The sequence below is a fragment of the Pseudomonas sp. SWRI179 genome, assembly GCF_014268705.1.
Lineage (GTDB): Bacteria > Pseudomonadota > Gammaproteobacteria > Pseudomonadales > Pseudomonadaceae > Aquipseudomonas > Aquipseudomonas zanjanensis.
Map to the genome: position 1 here is coordinate 137,065 of NZ_JABWRA010000002.1, position 20,987 is coordinate 158,051.

Genomic DNA, 20,987 nt, shown 5'->3' on the forward strand with positions numbered 1-20,987 from the left:
TGACAGCGACGCTCAAGGCAGATGGAGCGCTTTCGCGACGTCGGCCCAGGGCACGAACTTGAAGTTCTGGGTCTGCTCGGGCATGCGCTTGCGGCCGTCCTGGACCACCAGCATCCCCTGGCTCCACGGCCCGCCGAGGTTCGCCGAGGTCACTTCCAAGCCATCGGTTTCCGAGGCGCCATCAATCCCTGCGGCCGCGTTCAGGCCGACTCGGAAGGCGCCGCGCACGGCGAAGGGCGGCTCGGCATCGAGCACCAGGTAGCTGTCGTTGCCCTGGCTGGAGATCACCAGGTAGTCGCGGCCCTCGGCCTGATACAAGGCCATGCCTTCGACGTCGGCGTGCAACGGCGGGCCGACCTTGATCACACTGTTCAACGTGGCCGGCTGTTCGGCCCGGGCATCCACTGTCCAGACGCCCACGTCCTCCTCACCCAGAAACAAGCGCTGGCGCTGCTCATCGGCCACGCACCCTTCGGGCTGGCTGGCGACGCTGAACTGGCGCACCAACTGACCGCGCACTACGCCGGCCGGCGCGCTGAGGCGGTACTGCTCGAAGCGCCCGTCCTTGCCGTTGGCGAAGGCATACAGTTCACCTTCGGCCGGTTGGAACAGGCAGATGCCGTAGATTTCCTTCAAGGACGTCGCAATCTCCCCCGCTTCACGCAACTCGCCGCTGGCACGGTCGATGCTGAACAGGCTCAAGCTGTTGCGATCACGGTTGCTGGCCACCGCCAGGTCGACGGTTTGCGTGCCCAGCTTGAAGCCAGGCCGCACATCGACGTTGTTCAGGCGCCCGACCGGCAGCTCTTGCAGCAACTTGCCTTGCAGGTCGTAGGCCAGCAGGCCTTGCTTCTTGTTGGTACCCAATACCCGGCTCAACCCGGGCGTAGTCGGATGTATCCAGATCGCCGGGTCATCCGCGGCATCCCCCTGACGGGCCACCGGTTCACTCTGGGCGATGGCGGCGACACTCGGCAGGACCGGCGCCAACGGCGCGGGGCTGGGTTGCCAGCCGAGTTCACCTTGGTACAGGTGTCCGTCGTCATCGTCGCGCAGCAGCACTTCGATACCGGTTTTCGTCCGGCGTGCCGCAAGGCTTTCCGGCTCCTTCAGGCCTGGTAACGACAGCTTGGCGCGAGGTGCCCAGCGTTCACCGTCCTGCTGATACAGATGCAACTGCGCGGCGTTGGGGTCAAGGCCCATCACACCGCCGGACACTACGGCCAGGGCGCCGGCCGCCTGCTGGATATCACCGAACGGCGCACGCATCGCCACCGGCAACCGCACGGTCTCGGCTTCGGAGGATGCCGGGTAGGCCCACCAGCCGCCCCGTTCTTCGTTGACGAACAATTGCTGGCTGTCGTCCTGCACCTGGCAGGTCTTCGCATCCGGCGGCAGCGGCACGCCACGCACCCGTTGGGCCGTCGCGCCCAGTTGCTCGCCAGCGCCCACCAGCCATTGCTCACCCTTGCCCTCCTCACCCACCAGGAACACAAACAGGTTGCTCGCTTCGTCGCGGTACAGGCACAGACCGTTTACCGGGAAGTCCCGCGTGGGCAGGTACAACGGCGTACCCCACTGGCGGTTGTGTGGATCGAGGCTGACGACCAACGCTTGCTGGCGCGTGCTGTCGAGGCTGGCCACCAGCACGTTCGCGCCAAGCGCACGGCTGTCGATGCCGTCGAAGGCGCCTTTCAGGCGCGTCAATTCGCGACCTTGGTCATCGAGCAAGAACAAGCCTTCGCGGGCACTGGCCAGCCGCTCGGTCGTTGCAGCGCCGGGCAAGAATCCCAGGGCATTGAGCGACAGTTGCTGGGCTTGGGGCCAGGGTTGCAGCTTCAGCTTGGGCGCTGGGGAAGCGGCCAGGGCGGTGACCGATGCCAGGCTGATCAGCATTGTCAGCAGGCAGTGCTTGGGTAAAGACAACATCGTGTTCAACGGGAAAATCCTTGTCGTTGGGCCGAACTCAGAAATCGCAGGTTCGCCATTTTCTGTGGCGAGGGAGCTTGCTCCCGCTGGGCTGCGCAGCAGACCTTTCTTGTGGGCGCTACGCACCCAAGCGGGAGCAAGCTCCCTCGCCACAGGGATTGGCATCGGTGGTCAGAAATGGGTAAACGTCAGCCCCAGCTTGTACGTCGGGCCGTACTCTTCGTACTGGCCGTTGTAGGAGCGGTGGCCGGTGTAGACGAAATACGATTCGTCGGTGAGGTTCTGGGCCTCGAGGCTGACTTGCAGGTTCTTGGTCAGCGAATAACGCGCGCTGAAATCGACGAAGGTCTGGGCGTCGACGTGCAGGTCATGGTCGCGGTCGCTGATGGATGCCAGCTCGAACAGGTACGCGGACTTGTAGTTGGCCGACAGCCGCAGGCTCAGCTTGTCGTTTTCCCAACCCAACATCAGGTTGCCGACCGTGTCCGATTGGTTCGGCAAGTCGATGCTGCGCTTGCGCTGGGTGCCACTGGCCTGGTCGAAACCCTCGATCTCGGCATCTGAACGGCTGAAGGTGGTGTTGGCGCCGAGCAGCAGGCCGTTCCAGGGTGCCGGCAGCCAATCGAATTTTTGCGAGTAGGCCAATTCCAGGCCATACAGCTTGGCGCTGTCGCCGTTGGCGTAACTGTGGGCCTCGGCGAAATCAGTCCAGGCGCCAGTGCCGGCCAGGTCGGTGTTGTAGACGAAGTTCTTGATGTCCTTGTAGAACACAAAGGCCGAGACCGTGCCGGCGTGGCCCATGAAGTGCTCGATGCCCAGGTCCAGGTTGCTCGATTCCAGCGGCTTGAGGTCCGGGTTGCCGAAAGTGGCCTCGTCATCATCGATGACAAAACCCGGCGCCAGTTGCCCGAAGGTCGGACGCACCACGGATTTGGTCCACGCCGCACGCACCTGGGTGTTCTTGTCCAGTTGGTAGCGTGCATGCAGGCCCGGCAGCCAGTGGTGGTACTTGCGTCGGGTCTCGGTATCGGTAAATACCCCGTCGGTGGCGCCGGTGCCCTTGGCTTCGAACTCGGTGCCTTCGTAGCGCATGCCGGCGATGAAACGCCAGTCATCGATGTCGACGGTGTTCATCAGGTAGCCGGCGTTGATGTCCTCGCTCATCTTGAAGTCGTTGACACGCGACTCTTGCTCGTCAAAAAAATCATCGCGATTGAGGCCGCCCAACAACTGCTTGATGGCATCGGCGCTGATGCCCGGGCCGAAGCGCCCGAGGCGGTAATCCACGTTGCCTTTCTGGAACTGCCCAAGGTTCAGTTGCTCGTCGGTGAAACCCAGGTCGTCGAAGTCCTCGTAGACCCAGGCATCGAGGTCGTTGTCCTTGTCCCGCCGGCTGACTTTGCCGCCGAACTTGACCTGGGAGGCATACCCCCCGAGGTCATAGTCCCGGGCCAGGTCCAGGCGCAGGTTTTTCTCGGTGTCGGTGGTTTTTTGCTCTTCCCAGTCCACCTTGTCGAGGCTGAAGTTGGCCGGATCGTAGAAGCCTGCGCCTATGATCGGCCGTGGCTTGTCGTTGTCATGGAAACCGCCGTTGAAACCATCGACACCTTCGAAGGTGGCACCGGCAATGTGGCCTGGGCTGTCTTCGCTGGATTGGCTGTAGCCACCCTGGCCGCTCAGGGTCCACAGACCGAACATCCGCTCGCCGCCGAGCACGTAGGATTGGATTTCCTGGGTTTCTTCCCGTTGCTTGAGCCTGCGCTGGCCCTCGGCGTCGCCCAGTTCACCGGCGGCCTGCGGGTCTTCGAAAGCGATGCTGGTGGCGTTGCGGGTTTCGCTGTCCTTGTAGCGACTGTAGAGCGTGCGCAGGTAATAGCTGCTGACGTCATCGGGCTTGTAATCGAAGTTCAAGCCGCCGCCGGTCCGCTCGCGACGGATGTCGTAGTCGCGCTGTTCGAACTCTTCGAGGCGTGAGCCTTGTTCGAAGTCCCAGGCGCCGCCGGTTTCGACGTTGTCCGAGCCGAAGTCACGTTTCTGCCAACTCAGTGCCGCGGCCACGCCGAAGTTGTCGATGCCATCGCCAAGACTGAAACGGTCGCTGATGGCGCCGGAAAATTTCGGGCTGGTCTGGCCGGTGTTCTTGTCGTAGCTGGCTTCGCCGCTGCCGGTATAGAACAGGCCCTTGTGATCGAAGGCCGAGAGGCTCTTGACGTCCACCGTTCCGCCCAGGGAGTTGGCGTCCATGTCTGGCGTCAGGGTCTTGATCACCGACAACGACTGCACCAGCTCCGAGGGCAACACGTCCAGGGCAACGGCGCGACGCTCGCTTTCCGGCGCCGGTACCAGGGTGCCGTTGATGGTCACGCTGTTGAGGTCCGGCCCGAGGCCGCGCACGCTGACAAACCGGCCTTCGCCCTGGTCGCGCTCGACGCTGACACCGGGCAGGCGCTGCACCGCTTCGGCGACGTTTTCATCGGGCAACTGCGCCACGCCGTCGGCGTGCACCACGCTCTTGATGCTGTCGGCGCTGCGCTGCTCCTTGAGGGCCTGGTCGATACTGGCCGCCTGGCCGACCACTTCAACGTGTTCCGTGGCACCGGCCGCCTGCTCCGCGGCGCTCAGTCGCTCACTGGCAATCGCCATGGCCAACGCGGTGATGGTGAAACCGACGAGCCCGGCGGTGCTTGTGCGGTGATACATGGTGATCCTCCCCAGGAATCCGGAAATCCGCCAGGCAATGGCCCGGCAACTGGGAGGGCACGCTAGGGGTGGGGAATGACGGTTCTGTGACAGGCAGGGGCCGCAGAAGCCAAGCGGGTAGGTTTTGAGTGGATTCGTGGCACACAATGAGCTGATACGACCCTCTTTTACGACGGGTGTGTTCCTCGTGGCGAGGGAGCTTGCTCCCGCTCGGCTGCGCAGCAGCCGCAAATCGGACGATGCGGCGTGCCTGTAAGTATCGTGGCGCTTGGTTTTTTGGAGGGGTGCTTCGCACCCCAGCGGGAGCAAGCTCCCTCGCCACAAGGATTGCGGCAAAAAAACCGGATAACCGATGAGCTGATTCGACCTCCCCCACCCCATCACTCGCCGTCACCGCACTGTCACATTCATCTGCTGTGCTGGGCCGCATTCCGCTTCTGGCAAAGGATTCCGGCCATGTTCTCCGTGCTCCGCCCGCACCGTTTCAAACTCGCCCTGCTCCTGCTGGCGGCCAACTTCGGGTTGCTCCTGCACTTGGCCAGCGGCGAACTCAAACCCATCGCCGAATGGGTCTGGCTGGACATCCTCGGTGAAGGTGGCTCGGCGCTGCTGGCGCTGGTCTGGCTGGGGTTGGTACTCAAAAGCCGCCCCGCCGGCCGGGTCACCAATTACCTGGTCCTGGGTCTGGGCTGCATCTTCTTTTCCTGGTGGATCGACAGTCTCGACGAGTTCATCCGCCTGCCCGACAGCATCACCTGGGATCACTGGCTCGAATCCGGACCGATGCCGCTGGGCATGATCCTGCTGACCCTCGGCATCTACCACTGGCACCGCGAACAATTGGCAATCAATGGTCAGATGGAGAAGCGCGAGCGACTGTTCCGTGAGCACCGTCTGTTCGACAAGCTCACCCCGTTGGGTGGCGCTGATTTTCTCAAGCATGAGCTGTCCGCCAGCCTGGAGGACAGCCGCCGTCGCCAACAACCGCTGTCGCTGCTGGCCTTGGACCTGGATAATTTCACCGCTATCAACCAGCGTTTCGGCCACGGCGAAGGCGATGCGGTATTGCAGGCGATCAGTCAGTTACTGGTCTTGAACCTGCGCCGCCAGGACCTGCTGTGCCGCCTGGCCGGTGATCGCTTCGTGGTGCTGCTGCCCGACACTGGCGAAAGCCAGGCCCGACGCCTGGCCCTGGAACTGGAAATCGCGGTGCGCAGCCTGGCTCACAAGACCCGACAACACGGCGAGCGGCTCCAACTGGCCGCCAGCACAGCGGTGGTGATGGCGTTCGACGAATCCCCCGACGCCTTGCTCAAACGCCTGAACCTGGCGCTCGCCCAGTCCCGGACCACGTTGGCGAAAAGCGCATGACGCTCAAGACCTGCTGGTACGAAACCGACAGCCGCTTCATTCCGGGACACTATCAACCTGCGGCGCTGATCGACCTGGCACTGTCGCGGGACATCGACAGCCATCGCCTCCTGCGCGGCACCGGGCTGTTCCATGACGATATCCTCGCCGGACAGAGCCGCATCAGCCCGCAGCAGTTCCTCGGCCTGATCGACAACAGCCGGCGCCTGCTGGATGCCAGCGACAGCAGCTTCCTGTTTGGCCAGCGGCTGTTGCCGGGGCATTACGGCCCCGCGAGCCACGCCCTGCGTCACGCGCAGAACTTGCATCAGGCCCTGCAGACCCTGATCGACCAGCAGGCGCTGCTCAGCCCGTTGGCGGCCCCTCGGCTGCTACTGGACGAGCACTACGCCTATGTCCATTGGCTGGACAGCTGCGGTGCCGACGAACAATGGCGCTTCGTGCTGGAAGCGAGCATGACCTCGATGGTGGCGATGAGTGCCTGGCTCAGCGGCGAACGCCTGCCCTGGCAGTGCAGTTTTCGCCACGGCGAGCCGCGTTACGTCGAACAATATTGGGTGCACCTGGGTGAGCACACCCAATTCGACCGCCCGCTGGACCTGATGCGCCTGCCCCGCCACTGCCTTGCCCAGCCCTGGCCCAACGTCTCGGCCACCGCCGGCCAGGTGGCGCGGATCGAAGCCCGGGATCAGCTCGATCAACTGGGTTTCGCCTCAAGTTTCCTGGATTGCCTCTACGACTACCTGCACGCCCATGTGCAGCAGACGCCAAGCCTGGAACAGACCGCCCAGGCCTTCGCCATGAGCCCCGCGACCCTCAAGCGCAAATTGCACAAGCACCACACCGGGTTCCAGCAACAGGTGGACCGGGTGTACACCCATGTGGCCTTGTATCTGTATCAAGTCAAGGGGTTCAGCAACGAGGAAGTGGCGCAGTACCTGCGCTTCAACGACACGGCGAACTTTCGTCGCTCGTTCAAGCGCTGGACCGGCAGTACGCCGAATCTGATCCGGCAATTGCTGATGTTGGGCTGAAGGGGGCCTCATCGCGAGCGAGCTCGCTCCCACACTGGATTGGGGTGGATGCAAGTAGGCTTGCGGTGAACTGCTGTTGTGGCGAGGGAGCTTGCTCCCGCTCGGTTGCTCAGCAACCGCAAAAGCTTGGGGCCGCTGCGCAGCCCAGCGGGAGCAAGCTCCCTCGCCACAAGTGCCGTTGTGTTCGAAAAATTGGGTTCAATGCCCGCGAATGTAATGCTCCAACTGCCGGATCAAATCCGCCTGCTCGACAATCGCCTCTTTCACCAGGTCGCCGATGGACAACAGGCCGATCAACTGCCCGTTTTCCAGCACCGGCAGGTGCCGCAAATGGCTGTCGGTCATGACTTCCATGCAGCGGTCGATGCTCTGCTGGCTGTCGGCGGTGATCACCGGGGCGCTCATGATGGTGCGCACGGTCGTGCCCACCGATGAGCGTCCCTTGAGCACCATCTTGCGTGCATAGTCCCGCTCGCTGAACACCCCTACCACCTGGCCGTCCTCGATCACGGGTAATGCGCCGACATTTTTCTCGGCCATGATTTGCAGGGCTTCGAGCACCGTCTGCTCGGGGGCGATGCTGTGGACCTGCTGGTTCTGCACGCTCTTGAGCCGGACCAGTTGGGCGGCGGTTTTCATTGTTCATCCCCCATTTCAATAAGAAGTGACCCACTGTTCGTGGCGAGGGAGCTTGCTCCCGCTCGGTTGCGCAGCGACCGCAAGATTTTGGGACCGCTGTGCGGTCCAGCGGGAGCAAGCTCCCTCGCCACAAGAGCACTGCTAGAGCACCACAACAGCAACCATGGCACGGATCAGTCTTCACCAATCTCCACCACATCACCGTTGAGCCGCACCGGCCACACCCGCAGGCTTTGTTCCGGGTATTCCAGGCAATGGCCGTCTTCCAGACGGAAATGCTGCTTGTACATCGGCGAGGCAATCACCAGGTCACCCTTGATGCTGCCCAACAGTCCGCGACCGATGACGTTCGCGCCGGACTTTGGGTCGCGGTTGTCGATGGCGTACAGCGGCTTGTCCTCATGCTCCGGCAGATAGAGCAACGCCACTTGGCTGCCATCGTGCCAGGCGACCACGCCGGAGTTGGGCACGAGATCCTCGCGGCTGCACAGGGCGCGCCATTGCAGGGATTCTTGAGCGATACGAACGACATTTGACTGGCTCATCAGAGCACCTCCTCGGTAACGGGAATCAGGTGGAGTTCATGGGCATGCACTGGCCGACGCTGGCCGCGCTCGCGGACGAAATGAACATCCGGATCGCCGCGCTTGTCGTTGACGAAGGTGCGGAAACGCTTGAGCTTCTCCGGGTCCTTCAGGGCATTGGCCCATTCGCATTCGTAGCGGTCGACCACCCGTTGCATCTGCGCTTCGAGCTCGGCGCCCAGGCCCAGGCTGTCGTGGATGATGACGTCCTTGAGGTAGTCCAGGCCGCCCTCCAGGCTTTCGCGCCAGACCGATGTGCGTTGCAGTTTGTCGGCGGTGCGGATGTAGAACATCAGGAAGCGGTCGATGTAGCGGATCAGCGTGGCGTCGTCCAGGTCCGTGGCGAACAGCTCGGCATGGCGTGGACGCATGCCGCCGTTGCCGGCCACGTAGAGGTTCCAGCCCTTCTCCGTGGCGATCACGCCGACGTCCTTGCTCTGGGCCTCGGCACACTCGCGGGTGCAACCGGACACCGCGAACTTGAGTTTGTGCGGCGAGCGCAGGCCTTTGTAGCGGTCTTCGAGGGTCAGCGCCATTTGCACGCTGTCTTGCACGCCATAGCGGCACCAGGTGCTGCCCACGCAGGATTTCACCGTGCGCGTGGATTTGCCGTAGGCGTGACCGGTTTCGAAGCCGGCTTCGATCAGCTCGGACCAGATGTCCGGCAACTGGTGCAACTGGGCGCCGAACAGGTCGATGCGCTGGCCGCCGGTGATCTTGGTGTAGAGGTCGTATTTCTTGGCGACCACACCGATGGCGATCAGTTTGTCAGCGGTGATCTCCCCACCGGCGATGCGCGGTACCACTGAGTAGGTGCCGTTTTTCTGCATGTTCGCCATGAAGGTGTCGTTGGTGTCCTGCAACGGCACCAGGGACGGGTCCATGATCGGCTGGTTCCAGCACGACGCCAGGATCGAGCCCACCGCCGGTTTGCACAGGTCGCAGCCGGTGTGGCCACGGCCGTGCTTGGCCAACAATTCTTCGAAACTGATGATGCCTTCCACCCGCACCAGCGCATACAGCTCCTGGCGGGTGTAGGCGAAATGCTCGCACAGGCTCTTGTCGACGCTGACGCCACGGGCAATCAATTCATGCTCGAACACCTGCTTGACCAGCGCCGCGCAGCCACCGCAACCGGTGCCGGCCTTGGTGTCGCATTTGAGCTGGCCAAGATCCGTGCAACCGCCGTCGATGGCCGAGCAGATCGAGCCCTTGGTGACGTTGTGGCACGAGCAAATGGTCGCGGTTTCGGGCAGCGTCGCCGGCCCCAGGGTCGGAGCGCCCTCGGACGATGGCAGGATCAGGCTGGCGGCATCCTTGGGCAAGACGATGCCGTTCTGCATGTATTGCAGCAAGGTGTCGTAGTAGCTGTTGTCACCCACCAGCACTGCGCCGATCACGCGCTTGCCGGCGGCGTCCACCACCAGGCGCCGGTAGCTGGCACTGGTTTCATCGATGAATTGGAAGCTGCGCGAACCGGGCGTGTTGCCATGGGCATCGCCGATGGAGCCAACGTCCACACCGAGCAACTTGAGCTTGGTGGACATGTCGGCACCGGTGAAGGCTTCAGCGCTTGCGCCGCACAGCGTTGCCGCGACATTGCGGGCCATCTGGTAGCCGGGGGCGACCAGGCCGAAAATGCTGCCGTTCCAGGCCGCGCACTCGCCGATGGCGTAGATGTCCGGATCGCTGCTCTGGCAATGATCATCGATCACCACGCCACCGCGTGGGCCGATCTGCAGGTCGCTCTGGCGAGCCAGGGCATCCTGGGCGCGGATACCGGCAGAGAACACGACAAGGTCGGTTTCCAGGAAATCGTCGTCACCGAAATTCATCCGATAACGGTACTGCTCACCGGCGCTGATGGACTGGGTGCCCTTGGACAGGTGCACGCCGACGCCCAGGCTTTCGATGCGCGCCTTGAGGGCCAAGCCACCCTGCGGATCCAACTGCACCGGCATCAGCCGTGGGGCGAATTCCACCACATGGGCTTCCAGGCCGAGGGTCTTGAGGGCGTTGGCCGCTTCCAGGCCCAGCAAACCACCCCCCACCACCACGCCACGGCGGGCATTGCTGGCGGCGGCGCGGATCGCGTCCAAGTCTTCCAGGGTGCGATAGACCAGGCACGAATCGCCTTCAGCGCCCTGGATCGGCGGCACGAAGGGATAGGAACCGGTCGCGAGCACCAGCTTGTCGTAGCTGACACGCTCGCCGGCTGTCACGACTTCACGGGCCTGGCGGTCGATTTCCAGCACCGGTACACCCAGGTGCAACGTGACGCCGGGGGTCTGGTACAACGACGCTTCGCCCAAGGCCAGGGACTCGGCATCACGCCCGGAGAAATACTCGGACAGATGCACGCGGTCATAGGCACGCATCGGCTCTTCGCTGAACACATGCACGCGGTAATGATTGAGGGCACCGCGCTCGATCAATTGTTCGACGCAGTGATGGCCGACCATGCCATTGCCGATCACGATCAGCGTTTGCAGCTTGTTCAGGGAAGCAACGTTGGAATTCATAAAAAGCACCCGACAAAAGCCCATCACGATTTTGAAAGCAAAAAAAAGACGCCTGAAACCTTGCGGTTCCAGGCGTCTTTGCCTGTTCTGTGCGGTATCGGCCCGGCGACTGCGCCCCGACCTACCGTTATCCCCCGGCCTGTTGGCACTCGATCTTCGTTGACCGACGGGGCTGCCCACTCGACTGTGTTCGCGGCGGGCCTGGATAGCCTCTTGCAGCGAGCGTGCCAAACCTCATCGGCAACCCTATCCACGCACTCCCCTCCACCGACAATCCCCTGTGGGAGCGGGCTTGCCCGCGAAGACGCCCGCCCAGTCACCGCAAGCCGAGCGGTATTCGCTTCGGTCTCGCAAGCGCCAACAACTGCCTTGCGATGGTGCGACCCTGCACGAGCGGCTTCATAAAAGTGCAGCCTTTCAACCCCTCCAGCAAAAATCCTGAACCATCGCCAACCCCGATTTTCACAATAAGTGAGGAGCCCGTCCGGTCGCCGTAAAGCCACTCATGACGCCCGGGCCATAGCTCGCTGTCAAACCCGAGACAAAGGAGATTCCACGATGAAAATCAATGAAATCATGAGTCGGGAAGTACGCACGATCTCCCCCGATACCCCCCTGAGCGAAGTGGCGCAGATCATGCGCCAAGCCGACATCGGCGCCTTGATCATCAACCAGGACGACCGCATGGCCGGGATGATCACCGACCGCGACCTGGTGGTCCGGGCCATGGCCGACGGCATGGACCTGGACACGCCCGTCAGCCGGATCATGAGCGATGAGGTGCGCTACTGCTTCGACGACGAAGAGATCGACCATGTGGCCAAGAACATGGCCCAGATCGAAAAACGCCGCCTGCCGGTGGTCAATCGCGACAAGCGCCTGGTGGGCATGGTCTCGCTGGCCAATGTCGCCAGTTGCAACGCCGACAAGCTCAGCGCCAACCTGCTGCGCGGCGTTGCGCGACCTCACTGATTCAGCCAAGGAACTGCGGAGCGAGCGCCATGGAGGAACAAAGCCCACCTGTCGTGGTGATCTGTGGTTCCACCGCCGGCGTCGGCCGCGCCACGGCGCATCGGTTTGCCGTCGCCGGCTACCGGGTCGGGCTGCTGGCCCGGGGCGAACAGGCGCTGGCGGCCACGGCAGAAGAGTTGGCGCAATTGGGGGCGACCTGCCTGACAATCAGCGTCGACGTGGCCGATGCCCAGGCGGTAGCCGACGCCGCCCAGCGAATGGAGCGAGAACTCGGCCCGATCGGCGTCTGGGTCAATTGCGCGATGGTCACTGTGTTCTCTCCCATTCGCCAACTGAGTGCCGAGGAGATCCACCGGGTTACGGACGTGACCTACCTGGGCACCGTGCACGGCACCCTGGCGGCGCTGGAGCTCATGGCCCCGCGTAATCGCGGCGTGATCATCCAGGTCGGCTCCGCGCTGGCCTACCGCGCCATTCCACTGCAAGCAGCGTACTGCGCGGCCAAGTTCGCGGTGCGGGGCTTCACCGATTCACTGCGCAGCGAACTGCTCCACGACCACAGCGACATCCGGGTGTGCATGGTGCAACTGCCGGCGATCAACACACCGCAGTTCGATTGGGCACGCAACAAGTTGAGCAAGCGCGTGCAGCCGGTGCCGCCGATTCACGATCCGGATGTGGCCGCCCGGGCGATTTTCAGCGTGGTCAAGCGCACACCCCGGGAGCTGTGGCTCGGCGCCGCCTCCGTGAAGGCCATCGTCGGCACTTGCCTGTTGCCGGGGCTGTTGGACCGCCTGATGGCTCGCAGCGCCTATGCCGGACAAATGACCGACGAAGATGACAACAGCCAACGGCCGGACAATCTGTTCGAATCGCAGGAGTCCCTGCACCGCACCCGTGGGCGGTTCTCCGGTCGTTCGCGGGATACGGCGCTGGCCCTCAGTTCCACCCAAGTGTCGGCGCTGTTGCTGGCAACCGGTGGAGTGCTGGCGGTGGTGTTGTTATTGTTCTGATCCGGTGCGGCGCCACCAACGATAGCCATAGCCATTCAAGGTCAGTTGCCGATCCAAGGCGGCCGGGTATTGGCTGTCCGAAATGATTTCCTTGAAGCCGTGCAAATCCAGGCCGTCCAGCTTCACGGTCAGCGTGTCGTTGCTCAGGTTGGCCAACATCACCGAGGTGGCCTCGCCCACATGGGCCACGGCGAAAACCGCCGGGTGATCGACCGTCAGCAGCCGGGCTTCGCCGTCGCCTACTTCGGGCAGGCCGGCACGGGCCAACAGCAATGGCCGCACCCGGCCCAACAACGAATCCGGGGCATTCAGCTGGTCCTCGACATTGAGCTGGGTGTAGGCGAAGGCGCCTTGATCGATCACCGGAGCGACGAGGCGCTGGGCCGATGAAAAGCCAGCGTTGGCCTGGCTGTTCCACTGCATGGGCGTGCGCACCGAGAGCCGCTCGGGACGGGACAAATCGTCGCCCATGCCGATTTCCTCACCGTAACGCACGATGGGCGTGCCGGGCAGCGACAGTAATAGCGCCTGGGCCAGCGCCTGATGGCGCACATCGCCGTCCAGCATCGGCGCCAGGCGTCGGCGAATGCCCCGGCCATACAGGCGCATGTCCGGCTCCGGGGCGAAGACTTGCATCACTTCCTCACGTTCTTCTTCGCTCAAGCGCTCCAGGTCAAGTTCGTCATGGTTGCGCAGCCACACCGCATAGCTGGCACCGTCCGGCGGTGCGGGACGCCGGGTGATCGCGCGTTGCAAAGGTTCGGCCTGGCCGCGGGCCAGCGCCAGGAACACATGGTTGTTGACCCAGAAATCCAGCACCAGTCCCAAGCGCTCGCCGTTCCCGAAATAATGGCGGTAGCGCTCCGGTTCGACGTCCACCTCCCCCAGCAACACGCCTTCAGGATTGATGGCAGTCATGCATTTGAACAGCCGGTCCAGTACCCAGACGCCCTGCTCTTCATCTTCGCCACCGGCCTGTTCCACCAGATGCGAAGCGGCATCCAGGCGAAAACCGGCAATGCCCAGTTCGAGCCAGTGGACCATGATGCGCTCGATTTCCTCGACCACCCGCGGGTTCGCCAGGTTGAGGTCCGGCTCATGGCGATAGAACAGATGGCGGTAGTACTGCCCGGCTTGTTCGTCCCATTGCCAGATGCTGTCTTCCACCGACGGAAAGATCGGTTGGTTGCCGTCGTCCACCGGCATGTCGGACCACACGTAATAATCCCGGTAGACGCTGTCCTTGTCGCGCCGCGCCCTCTGGAACCAGGGATGTTGGTCGCTGGTGTGTTGCGCCACCAGTTCAAGGATGACGCGCATGCCGCGCTCCCCAGCCTGGACAATCAACTGGCGCAGGTCTTCTTCGCTGCCGAAGCGTGGGTCCAGGGCCATGAAATCGCTGACGTCATAACCCGCGTCCTTGAATGGCGAGCGGTAGACCGGCATCAGCCAGAGAGCGCCAACGCCCAGTGCCTTCAGATAATCCAAGCGCTGGATGATGCCCTTCAGGTCGCCGCGGCCGTCGCCATTGCTGTCGGAAAACAAGGACGGATCGATCTGGTAAATCAGAGTCTTTCGGTGCCAGTTGGCTTTCATCGGTCACTCCTCATCGGCACAGGATCACGGCCTGCTCGGCAGCCAGTCGGCCACTGAATACTTGACCTTCGCCCGCCCCGTCGCTGGCGATTTCGACCTGCCAGGCGTCGGCCAGGGGGAACGTATGTTCGCTGTCGGCGAAGTTGATGCAGACCAGCCGCTCATCGCCCTCACAGTGACGACGATAGGCCAGCACTTGTGGGTGCGATGGCAGTTCTTCCCAGGCGCCCAGGCGCAACGCCAGGCTGGCGCGACGACAGGCCAGCAGGCGCCGGTACAGCGCCAGGGTGGAATCGGCTGTTCGTTCCTGCGCCTCAACGGCCAACACGTCGGCTTGTGGCGCAAAGGGCAACCACGGCGCGGCCCCGGCCCAGCCATGGGGCGCCTGGACGGTCCAGGGCAACGGCGCCCGGCTGCCGTCCCGGCCGCCTGGGTCGACGCGGGTCTGGGCCGTGACCACGGTGTCTTCCAGACCCAGCTCTTCGCCTTGATAGATAAACGGCGTGCCGCGCAGCGTCAGCAGCAGGACCGCAGCGGCTTGGGCCCGGCGCAGCGAACCGCCGTAGCGGCTGCGGTGTCGGCTATTGTCGTGATTGGACAGCACCCAGGTTGGCCAGGCCTGCAACGGGCCAAGATCGTTTTCCACCTCGCGTATGCACATGCGGAACACCACCGGGTCCCAGGGGGCGTCCAAAGGCGGGAAATTGAACGACATGTGCAGTTCGTCACTGGCACCGTAATAGGCCGCCACCTGGGCCGTGGAGCGAATGTTCACCTCGCCGATCAACACCCGCTCGCCGGGGTAGCTGTCCACCAACCGGCGCAAACCGCGCAACACTTCATGGCTGTACGGCTGGTCGTTGATCTTGACCATGGTTTCACCGGCCATGCAGCGCGGATCATCGGCAAAGCTCGGGTCCTTGCCGACGCAATGCACGACATCGACACGGAACCCGTCCACGCCTCGCTCCAGCCAGAAATGCAACACCTGGTGCATGGCCGCCACCACGTCGGGGTTGTGCCAGTTGAGGTCGGGTTGTTGCGGCAGGAAAAAATGCAGGTAGTACTGCTGGCTCGTTTCGTCCCAGGTCCAGGCACTGCCGCCATCGATCGAGGCACGCCAGTTGTTTGGCTGGTCGCGCCAGATGTACCAGTCGCGCCTGGGGTTGTCGCGGCTTGCGCGCGACTCGATGAACCAGGGATGTTGGTCCGAAGTGTGGTTGGGCACGAAATCCAGCAACACCTTCAGGCCTCGCGCGTGGGCTTGGGCGATCAATTCATCCAGGTGAGCCAGGGTGCCGAACAGCGGGTCGACATCGGTGTAGTCGCAAATGTCGTAGCCCGCGTCGCACATGGGGGAACGAAAGACCGGGGACAGCCACAACGCATCGACGCCCAGGTGTTGCAGATGATCCAGGCGTGCGGTCAAGCCGGAAAGATCGCCGATGCCGTCGCCGTTGGCATCGGCAAAGGAACGTGGATAAACCTGGTAGATCACAGCGTTCTTCCACCAGGGCGAAGGGAAGGAGTTGGGCATGTCGCCTCCTTTGATCGCAGTGTTTGGTGGGCAAGACCGCAGCCCCGCCGGACGCCCCGTTTATCGCGGAACATAGATTAAGAACCGGATAAAGCGTTCGGGGTTCGTTTTTTCTTGAGGGAGGCAAGGAAACGGGTGTTGACTCGGGTGCCGGTTTTTTTGACTGGGACATATCCGTTACCGCAGGAGTGGATATGTACTCGATGAATAAGGCCAGCTGTAAGGCCGCCTCGCGAGCAAGCTTTGCTCCCACTGACCTGATGGGTGTACGACCGGGAGCCGTTGCCGAAGAAACGGATATACACACCAACACGTAACCTCAAGTCTTGCGCATACCAATACGCCGACGCATCTGCGCCGTAATACTCTGCCGGGTCTTCTTGAGCCCAGCCCAAGGCTCGTGCCCAACCTCCGCCAGACGCTCATGAACATTGTGCACATTCCAAAGATTGGCCCCCTTGAGCTCAGCCACCTCCTCTCGAAAAATCGGCACCGACACCGGCAGCCCTTCCCGAGTCCGAGCGGCATATGCGCAGATGGTGGTAGCCCCCAGCCCATTACGCAGATAATCGATAAAGATCCGCCCTACCCGGTTCTTCGGCCCGGATACCGCCGAAAACCGGTCCGGCAATAACTTGGCCATATGACTGACAATCGCATGGCTAAAGCCCTTCACCTCATCCCAACCCAGCTTGCGCGTCAACGGCACCACCACATGGATGCCCTTGCCGCCGCTGGTCTTGAGGAACGCCTTGAGCCCCAGCTCATCGAGCACCGTTAACGTGAGTTGCGTCGCCTCGACCATGCTTTTCCAGGGCAGCGCCGGGTCCGGGTCAAGGTCGAGGACGAAGCGGTCGGGCTTGTCCAGGTCGACGGACGTGGCATTCCAAGTGTGCAGTTCCACCGTACTCATCTGCACCGCGCCGATCAGCGCTTCGGCATTGTTGATGATCATCACCGGTTGCCCGGTCAGGTCCTTGTCCAGGCTGGTGATACCGGGAATCGCCAGGCGCTCGGGGTTCTTCTGGAAAAACAGCTCGCCGGCGATGCCTTCCGGCGCCCGGACCAGGGCCACCGGGCGCTCCGCCAGTTCCGGCAGGATAAATTCCGCCACGCTGGCGTAGTACTCGGCCAATTGCAGCTTGGTGGTGCCGCTGCTGGCGTCGATGACCCGGTCCGGGTGGGTGATACGCACTTTGCCGTCCATGGCCGGCGCCTTGGCTTTTGTCTTCGACTTGCCCTTGGCCGGCGTCGCCTCAGGCGCGTCCTGGGTGCTGGTTTTCTTCTTCGCGGTGGTTTTCTTCACGGGTTTGGCAAGCTCCTGGGTAATGGCCTCGGCCGGCTTGTCGTCACGCAAGCCATGGAAAACCGCATGGCGCACCGAGCCTTCCTTGGTCATTTCGGCAAAAGCCACCTCGGCCAACAACGTCGGTTCGAGCCAGTGCACGCCCTTGGCTTCGTAGCCGGTGGGCGGATTCACCACGGGGGGCTTTTTCGTCTCCAGGGGCAACAGTTGCTGGTAGATGCTTTTAAGGGTGGTTTCGTTGAACCCGGTGCCGACCTTGCCGGCGTAGCGCAACTGGCCGCTGTCGGCATCGTGCAGCCCCAGCAGTAAGGCACCAAAGGCACTTCGCGCGCCCTTGGGATCGCTGAAGCCCACCACCACGAATTCCTGGCGATTCTTGCACTTGAGCTTGATCCAGTCATTGCTGCGCCTGGACACATAGGCACTGCCGACGCGCTTGCCGATCAGCCCTTCCATCCTCATCTGGCAGGCGCTGTTGAGCAGCGCATCGGGGGTTTCCTCAAACGCATCGGAGAACCGCAGCAAGGGGTTTTCGTTGGGTTCCAGTACCGCGGCCAATGCGGCCCGGCGTTCTTGCACCGGCACTTTGCGCAAGTCCATGCCATTGAGATAAGGCATGTCGAACAGGTAATAGGCGATCTTGCCGCTGCTGCCGGCCTCGAAGGCGTTTTGCAGGGCCTGGAAGTCCGGCACGCCCTCCTCGTTGGCCACCACCATCTCGCCGTCGAGCCAGGCCGATTCCAGCCCCAGCGCGGCCAAGGCTTCGGCCTGTCTTGGCAACTTGTGGGTCCAGTCATGGCCGTTGCGGGTCAGCAGCCTGACATCGCCGTTCTCGATGCGTGCCATGACCCGGTAACCGTCGAACTTGATCTCATACAACCATTCACCGTCAGGCGCACTTTCCACCAGCGTCGCCAGTTCCGGCTTGAGGGTTTCCGGCAGCGGCCCGGCGACTGCGCCGCTGAGGGTGGTTTTCGAGGTGCGTTTCGGTGATTTCGACTGGGCGGCTTTTTCCGGTTTTTTCACCGCTCTGGCCGCCGCGGCCTTGCCTCGGCGCTTGGGCACGATGGTGCGATCGCTGAGCACGCTGTCCGGCTCGGCCTGGACCACATCGTATTCGCTCTCGGGGCGGGCGGCCGAGTCCTGATGCTTGATCAGAAACCATTGCTCCTGCTTGCCGGGCATGTGGGTACGCACCAGGTTCCACAGGCCGCTGAGTTTTTCGCCTTGCAGCTCGAACTTGAGCCGGCCTTTTTCATAGGCCTCGTGGGGGTCCCCTTGGGGAATCCAGACGCCCCGGTCCCAGACGATCACGTCACCGGCGCCGTAGTGGCCTTCGGGGATGCTGCCCTCGAACGTCGCGTAATCCAGCGGATGATCTTCGACATGCACGGCCAGGCGCTTGGCCTTTGGATCCAGGGAAGGCCCCTTGGGCACTGCCCAGCTCTTGAGCGCGCCGTCCAGTTCCAGCCGGAAGTCATAATGCAGCCGCGTGGCATCGTGCTTTTGAATGCAGAACTGCAGGGCATGGGCGCTTTTTGCCGATTTTCGTGAGCGTTTCGCCGCCGGCTCCGGGGTGGCGGCGAAATCGCGCATGCGGTTGTAGTCATCCAGGGTCTTGCTGCTCATGGACCACCTGCCACTTGCTGCAACGCAGGATCGGCGACGGGCATCCCGGCGGTTTCCGCGAGTAACTGATCGACCACGCGGCTCAAGGCCTGTTCGACCGAATCACCCAGCAGCAGGCCTTGTTCGTAGAGCACGATCTGCCGATCGGCGCTGGAGCCTTCCTGGACGATCCGGCGGGCCTGCTTGAACACGTCCTGGACGCCCAACTCGGCAGCGGTTTCACCGAAGGTCTGCTCCGCCAGGGTGAGCCATTCACCGATCAGCATCGGTTGCTCCTGCCCCTCGACGATAAACTCCGCGAGAATCCCGTGGCGCTTGGCCCGCCAGCGGTTTTCCTTGAGGATCCACTGGGACATCTGACTGTAGTGGGCGCCGGGCCGGCGCAGCGTGACGGCATGGGCCACCATCAGGCGAAACAGCGAGACCAGGCACAGCACGTCCTCTGCCCGAGGGCAGGCATCGCAAATGCGCAGCTCCAGCGTGGGATAACGTGACGAAGGTCGTATCACCCACCAGCAATCGCTGGCCTGGCGAATGGAACCGGTGCGCATGAGCATGTCCACGTAGCCGGCAAACGCCGACTCATCTTCGAAATACTCCGGTACGCCCATGCGCGGCCATTCATCGCAAGCGACTTGTCGATAGCTGCTGAAACCACTGTTGCCGCCGTTCCAGAATGGCGACGAGGCGCTCAGGGCCAAGAACATTGGCAACCACGGCAGGATCTCATTCATCACCCGCACCCGGTCCTGGGTCGCGGGCACTTCCACGTGGACGTGCAGGCCCGAAAGCACGCTGCGCCGCGCCACCCGCTGATAGTCATCGAACAATTGCTGGAAATGCAGCTCATCGGTGGGCTGCAGCACCTGGGTGGCCATCGGATGCGAGCCCGCGCTGAGCAGGCCCAGGCCATGCTCGGCCAAGCGCTTGGTCAGGCCGCTGCGCACCTGGGCCAGGTAATCGGCCGCTTCGGGCAGGCTGCGAAAGATGGGCGAGGCCATCTCCACCTGGCATTGGAACATTTCATGGGCGAAATGCTTGCCCAGCTCGGCCTGGCACGCCGCGATCACTTGCGCGGGGGGTTCACCCGGCATGCAACGGGTTTGCAAATCAGTGATGAAATACTCCTCTTCAACGCCGAACTTCATGCGCCTGTTCATCGATAGTCCCTCCGATAGCCCCGCCGAGACCTGCGCCAATGCGGGTTACAACCAACGCCACCACGGCGATCCTTTCCACGTCCTGATAACCCGGCGTGAGCAATTCCTCACCGAACACGTCCGGGTCCAATTCCTTGTAGGTCCAGCCGAAATCCGCTGAGTCACGCCACTGCCCCAGCGCTTCCAGGAACGGGTCGCGTCCGTCCACCATCGCCACGCCGGTGTAGAGCACCAGCGAGCCGCCTGGTGTGAGCCGGGGCAAGGCCTGCTCGACGATGCGCAGCGACAGCCCGGCGCCCAATGTTCCGCCACCGTGGCGATAGGCGCGCTCGGAGGGATCGGCCATGTACGGCGGGTTGGCGACGATCAGGTCGAAGTCGCCGACCACGTCTTGCAGCACGTCGCTGCGGCTGACCTCGACGTTGGCCACCTCCGCCAGCGCCGCGTTCACCGCGCACAGGCGCAGGGCTTGAGGGTTGATGTCCACGGCCAGCACTTGCGCTTCACGGCGGGCGCGGGCAATCACGATGGCACCGACACCGGCGCCGCAACCGATGTCCACGGCGCGCTGCACGGCGGTGAAGTTCTGCTGCAGATGAGTATGGATCAGTTGGGCGAAGCGGTAGCTGTCAGGGCCGAAAAACACCGCATCATTGGCCTGGGTAGGAAATTGCGAATGGGCAAACAGCAAGCCATCCAGGCTCGACCAGCGCACCCGGCTATACAGCAAGCCATCGCGTGCTTCCAGCACCTGGGCGTCTTGCAGTTGCCGCTGTTCATCGGCACTGATCAGCCCCGGCGCAAACGGCCGCGACCAGCCGAACACGTCCCGCAAGGTCTTGGAACGCTCATTGCCGGGCCGCTGGTTGACCCGTTCGTGGGTCAATGGCGTCGGGGTGATGAAACGGTAGCCGTCGGCTTGCAGGCGTCGGCCCAGTTGTAACAGCGCAAGGTCCGGTTCGGACAGGCGTACTTCCTCAGTCATGCAGGGCTCC

Annotated in this window: 14 protein-coding genes; 4 read left to right on the top strand and 10 right to left on the bottom strand. The window is 62.9% G+C overall.

Features of this window, described 5'->3' with window-relative positions; translation table 11 throughout:
• Positions 1-12: 12 nt before the first annotated feature.
• Positions 13-1,929 (bottom strand): phytase, encoded by a 1,917-nt coding sequence (locus HU767_RS01990; RefSeq protein ID WP_186728401.1) that lies wholly within the window; start codon positions 1,927-1,929, stop codon positions 13-15.
• A gap of 171 nt (positions 1,930-2,100) precedes the next feature.
• Positions 2,101-4,629, bottom strand: a complete 2,529-nt coding sequence (locus tag HU767_RS01995; RefSeq protein ID WP_186728363.1) for a TonB-dependent receptor — start codon at positions 4,627-4,629, stop codon at positions 2,101-2,103.
• 456 nt (positions 4,630-5,085) lie between these two features.
• Between HU767_RS01995 and HU767_RS02000 the strand changes: the two genes are divergently transcribed.
• The gene (locus tag HU767_RS02000; RefSeq protein WP_186706798.1) at positions 5,086-6,000 is read left to right on the top strand and encodes a GGDEF domain-containing protein; all 915 of its coding nucleotides are present in this window, start codon (positions 5,086-5,088) and stop codon (positions 5,998-6,000) included.
• Positions 5,997-7,034: an AraC family transcriptional regulator gene (locus HU767_RS02005; protein ID WP_186728364.1), complete on the top strand. Its 1,038-nt coding sequence runs from the start codon at positions 5,997-5,999 to the stop codon at positions 7,032-7,034. Before HU767_RS02000 ends, HU767_RS02005 begins: the two co-directional genes overlap by 4 nt.
• A 198-nt stretch (positions 7,035-7,232) precedes the next feature.
• Here the strand turns inward: HU767_RS02005 and HU767_RS02010 are convergent, their stop codons facing one another.
• The 3 genes from HU767_RS02010 to nirB all read right to left on the bottom strand — a co-directional run bounded on the left by HU767_RS02010 (position 7,233) and on the right by nirB (position 10,779).
• The gene (locus HU767_RS02010) at positions 7,233-7,673 is read right to left on the bottom strand and encodes a CBS domain-containing protein (RefSeq protein ID WP_186728365.1); all 441 of its coding nucleotides are present in this window, start codon (positions 7,671-7,673) and stop codon (positions 7,233-7,235) included.
• Between the two features lie 173 nt (positions 7,674-7,846).
• Positions 7,847-8,218 carry a nitrite reductase small subunit NirD gene (nirD, locus tag HU767_RS02015; protein ID WP_186706795.1) on the bottom strand — a complete coding sequence of 124 codons (372 nt, stop codon included), beginning with the start codon at positions 8,216-8,218 and terminating at the stop codon, positions 7,847-7,849.
• Positions 8,218-10,779, bottom strand: a complete 2,562-nt coding sequence (gene nirB / locus HU767_RS02020; RefSeq protein ID WP_186728366.1) for a nitrite reductase large subunit NirB — start codon at positions 10,777-10,779, stop codon at positions 8,218-8,220. Before nirB ends, nirD begins: the two co-directional genes overlap by 1 nt.
• 558 nt (positions 10,780-11,337) lie before the next feature.
• On the opposite strand from nirB, the gene HU767_RS02025 reads away from it, so the two are divergent.
• Together HU767_RS02025 and HU767_RS02030 are read left to right on the top strand one after the other, a co-directional pair.
• Positions 11,338-11,751: a CBS domain-containing protein gene (locus HU767_RS02025; protein ID WP_053119301.1), complete on the top strand. Its 414-nt coding sequence runs from the start codon at positions 11,338-11,340 to the stop codon at positions 11,749-11,751.
• 29 nt (positions 11,752-11,780) lie between these two features.
• The gene (locus HU767_RS02030; protein WP_186728367.1) at positions 11,781-12,764 is read left to right on the top strand and encodes an SDR family oxidoreductase; all 984 of its coding nucleotides are present in this window, start codon (positions 11,781-11,783) and stop codon (positions 12,762-12,764) included.
• Here HU767_RS02030 and HU767_RS02035 read toward each other — a convergent pair.
• The 5 genes from HU767_RS02035 to HU767_RS02055 all read right to left on the bottom strand — a co-directional run bounded on the left by HU767_RS02035 (position 12,753) and on the right by HU767_RS02055 (position 20,977).
• Positions 12,753-14,360, bottom strand: coding sequence for an alpha-amylase family protein (locus HU767_RS02035; protein ID WP_186728368.1), 1,608 nt, complete (start codon positions 14,358-14,360; stop codon positions 12,753-12,755). The two genes, HU767_RS02030 and HU767_RS02035, sit on opposite strands and share 12 nt — an antisense overlap.
• Positions 14,361-14,370: 10 nt before the next feature.
• A complete protein-coding gene (locus HU767_RS02040) occupies positions 14,371-15,897 on the bottom strand; it encodes an alpha-amylase family glycosyl hydrolase (RefSeq protein WP_186706788.1) in 1,527 nt (508 codons plus the stop codon).
• Positions 15,898-16,216: 319 nt separating this feature from the next.
• The gene (ligD, locus tag HU767_RS02045) at positions 16,217-18,832 is read right to left on the bottom strand and encodes a DNA ligase D (protein ID WP_186728369.1); all 2,616 of its coding nucleotides are present in this window, start codon (positions 18,830-18,832) and stop codon (positions 16,217-16,219) included.
• Positions 18,829-19,992 (bottom strand): carboxylate-amine ligase, encoded by a 1,164-nt coding sequence (locus tag HU767_RS02050; protein WP_186706784.1) that lies wholly within the window; start codon positions 19,990-19,992, stop codon positions 18,829-18,831. The genes ligD and HU767_RS02050 overlap by 4 nt, the downstream gene beginning before the upstream one ends.
• Positions 19,964-20,977: a class I SAM-dependent methyltransferase gene (locus HU767_RS02055; protein ID WP_186706783.1), complete on the bottom strand. Its 1,014-nt coding sequence runs from the start codon at positions 20,975-20,977 to the stop codon at positions 19,964-19,966. The genes HU767_RS02050 and HU767_RS02055 overlap by 29 nt, the downstream gene beginning before the upstream one ends.
• Positions 20,978-20,987 lie beyond the last annotated feature (10 nt).